Source organism: Planctomycetota bacterium (assembly GCA_038746835.1).
GTDB lineage: Bacteria > Planctomycetota > Phycisphaerae > Tepidisphaerales > Tepidisphaeraceae > JBCDKH01.
The window spans coordinates 1-3484 of the sequence record JBCDKH010000268.1; the positions used below are offsets into that span (position 1 = coordinate 1).

3 protein-coding genes are annotated in these 3484 nt (G+C 66.6%); 1 reads left to right on the forward strand and 2 read right to left on the reverse strand.

The genetic code is table 11. The features are described from left to right. A partial coding sequence (locus AAGI46_16370; GenBank protein MEM1013782.1) for a WecB/TagA/CpsF family glycosyltransferase occupies positions 1–1916 on the reverse strand: 1916 nt, incomplete at its 3' end. Between the two features lie 233 nt (positions 1917–2149). Next, positions 2150–3229: a glycosyltransferase family A protein gene (locus AAGI46_16375; protein MEM1013783.1), complete on the reverse strand. Its 1080-nt coding sequence runs from the start codon at positions 3227–3229 to the stop codon at positions 2150–2152. On the opposite strand from AAGI46_16375, the gene AAGI46_16380 reads away from it, so the two are divergent. After that, positions 3218–3484: hypothetical protein (locus AAGI46_16380; GenBank protein ID MEM1013784.1), on the forward strand; the 267-nt coding region annotated here is incomplete at its 3' end. The genes AAGI46_16375 and AAGI46_16380 overlap by 12 nt on opposite strands.

Here is a 3484-nt window from a genome sequence, read left to right on the forward strand (position 1 = left end):
ACGGAAGAATCGACCTGTGCGCCGTCTTCGACCAGCGTGAAGTGGCAGCCGAAGTCTTCGGCCAGCGGAATGCCAAGCGGCGGAGCCTCAAAGCCGCGACCGTCCCGCTGGGCGTGGTAGCGACCGACGGCCTGGATGTAGCTGGTGGCACCGAAAATCGGGATGCCCGTCGCTCTCCGGGATCGGACGACTCGGATGTCGAACCGGTTCCGCAGCTCCGGCAGTGCCTGCTGCTTCATGTCGACGTATCCGACCGCCTTGATGGACTGGAGGACGCCGCTGCGGATCAGCATGACGCCCGCCGGAGTGCCGTCTCGATGAGCGATGATGGCGGCGTCGGCTCCGCGGGCGATGCGACCCGCCAAAGTCCGGACTACCGCGACCAGCGGGTCGATCATCACTTGGCGGGCGGTGCAGACCAGTACGAGCGCACTTGGATCCTGGCCGAGTACCAAGTCGTGCAGAAGGCCACCCGTACCACGATGGGGCGAGATATCAGTTTCGACTGTAAACGCACCCGCGGGCCGCGGTACCACGCCGGGTGGGCTGACGGCGCTGGGCAGTCGCTGATTGGGGTTGAAGACGAGTCGCGTGGGCAAGAAATCTTGTCCCGCCAGCTCCGCGACGCCCTCGCCCCAGCGGAGCCAGCCGTCGATGAGCCGCTCCATTTTTCCAGGATGTTGCTCCGCGTGATCGGCTCGCCGGCACAGCGGCATCTCCAGCACCGGCCGCTCCGCCGCGACGGCGAGTCGGCTTGGCAGCGCCTGTCCGCCCAGCAGGATCATCTCGCGCAGGTCACGCAGCACGTCCCGCTCGTTCCCCTCGGCCGGCTGGGCCTGGTGGCTGACGATGTCGCCGGCATGATCCTCCGCCCGCACCGCAGGCATCTCGGGCTGGACCGGCGCCGCGGGCGTGGCTGAACCGTTGACGGGCTCGGGGGAGAGCCGACCCGGTGCCGGAACCACTCTCGCCCGGCCGGACACACGCTCGAAGAGCGAGCCCATCAGCAGCTTCGCCGCGTAGGGCGGGCCGTCGAAGAGGTACCGTTTGCCCAGGCGACCCGGTTCCTGATAGAGCCGGTGGATCCACTCCAGCCCGTTGTTCCGCATCCACGCCGGGGCACGCGAGACCTCGCCCGTGATGAAGCTGAAGCTGATGCCGATGCCGAGCCACCACGCACGAGGCAGCGTCGGCTGAAGCTGGCGAATCAGCCGCTCCTGTTTCGGTGAGCCGAGTGCGACGAAGACGATGTCCGGCTGCGCGTCGCGTAGAGCGTCGACGATCTGGGCAAAACGTACGGGATTTTGCTCATATCCACGCTCGGGGCAGTGCGTGCCGGCGATGCGAATCTCCGGGTGCCGCTCTTTCAGCACCTTCGCCGAGCCCTCGGCTGTGCCGGGATCACCGCCCAGCAGAAACAGGCTTCGTCGCTGCTCGGCCGCGCCGGCGCTGAGCGAGTTGATCAGGTTGCTCCCCGCCACGCGCTCGGGCAAAGGCGTTCCCTGAATGCGGCTCGCCCACACCAGCGGCATGCCGTCGGCGACGACCAGGTCGAAGTCGGCGACCAGCGCCTTGAACGACACGCCCTTGTTCGCGCGGAACAGGTGATCCAGATTCGGCGTCACCACCGTCCCGCCGCGACCCACGGCCAACTCGCTCAGGATGACGCGGACGACCTGCTCCTCCGTCACGCGGTGGATCGAAATGCCGGCAAGACGCGTCCGCTCGAGGTCTTCAACGTACAGCCGATCGCCATTGAGATCGGCGGGCTGGACGGCAGCGTCGGGTTGGTCGGTTGCGTCGGGCACGTCGTCGTCGCCGGCCAGTTTACCTTTTTGGCCCAGCGCATCACCGTCAGTCTCGCCGAAGTCGGCGGCAAGCGACGATGCGGCGTTGGGGGAAGTCTGAAGCGTCAAGGCAAGGCTGCGATGGGGAAAGGCAGGGCCGGCGATCGGTTCCGGTGACAGGCGCACCGCACACCCCGGGCGTTGCAGTCGCACGCCACAAGCGTCCCGACATCGATTTCGTCGGCACAATCGGCCCGCATCTCCAGCTCTGACCGGGGACGCGGACGGCTATCGGGTGACCGCAGCAAGACACCGCGCCCTCCACAACGTTGGGCGCGATCGACGCAGAACTCGCCGTTCACTCAACTCGTCGCCGGCGTCGCCAGCAGCGAATCGCTCGAACTGCTCTTCTTCGAGAGCCGCTTCGCAGGCGGTGTCTCGTGACGCGACTCGAACGCCGCCGCCTGTTCCTGGTCGACTTTCCGGGTCGCCGCCGCCTTGCCGTGGAGAAGCGAAAGACGCTGGTATCGCCTCAGGAATCGCCTGAAGTCCGGCCGGTCGTAGCGCTGGTCGAATCGCTTACGACCTCGCAGCGCCGACCAGAGGTAACCCGACATCATCGCCAACCCGCCGACGATCAGCGGCGGCCTGGTCAGGCGAAACGTCGCGCTGGCCAGCATGTAGAGCAGACCCGTTCCCATGAAGTGCTGACCCCGGCCGTGACGTGAGCGACCCGTCCACCAGCCGCGGTGGCTCGTGCCCATCGGGCGAAGGTGCTCGAACTTGAGGGCCTCGTCGTGGTCGTGGCTCTGGGCACGCCAGCCGTGCATGCGGCACATGTGCCCGTCAATGCCGTCCCACATGAGTTCCTGCACGAACCCGCCGATGTCGCGGAAGGCGTCGACCCGGTAGAACTTGGCCATGCCGACGGCGTTCTCGTCGCCGCACATCTCGCTGACCATTCGCTCGCGGCCGAGTGCGTCGCGATGCTTGAAGTAGGGCTTGCCGCTAAAGACGGCCAAGCGCGGGTCGCGCTCCATCTCGTCCATAACGGCCGCGAAGTAGCCGGGCCGCATCTTGAGGTCGAGGTCGAACTTGCAGACGTAGTCGACGCCGTCCATGTCGACGTGCGTCAGTCCTTCGTCGAAAGCTTCGATGACGCCCGCGCCCACGCGTCGGCCGTTGTTCTCGCGCTTCTCGCGTCGTACGACCTTGATAAACGGGATACGGCTGGCCCAGTGGTCCAGGATGGCCGGCGTGCGATCGGTGCTGCCGTCGTCGATGATGATCCAGACGGCAGGCGGTTCGGTCTGATCGGCGACGCTGGCGATGGTTGCTGAGGCGAAGTCTTCCTCGTCTCGGCAGGGCGTGACCAGCGCGTACCGACGCCCCGACCTTGGGCCGGCGCGGTTGTCGGCGGTTGGCGGGGCGTGGTCAGGCATGCGGCACGGCGTGTCGAGCAACGAAGCGATGAGCTGATCGACTTCCTCTGCGTCGGCCGACTCGCTGGGGCGGTCCGATCCGCGGACGCCCAGGGCATGTTATTGGACCTTCGGCAAAAGGAGCAAACCCACGACCTCGCGCTCGAAGAGACTTCCGATGTCCTCGACCGACTTGCAAGCCAGGCGACCGTCGCTGTGTCGTTCTTGGAGTCGTTGATTCGCGCAACACATCTGAGTGAGCCGCCCGCGTCAGCG

What these genes read in the sequence shown, in the direction of transcription:
- AAGI46_16375 (MEM1013783.1), bottom strand. Translation starts at nt 3,229, where the DNA reads ATGCCTGACCACGCCCCGCCAACCGCCGACAACCGCGCCGGCCCAAGG.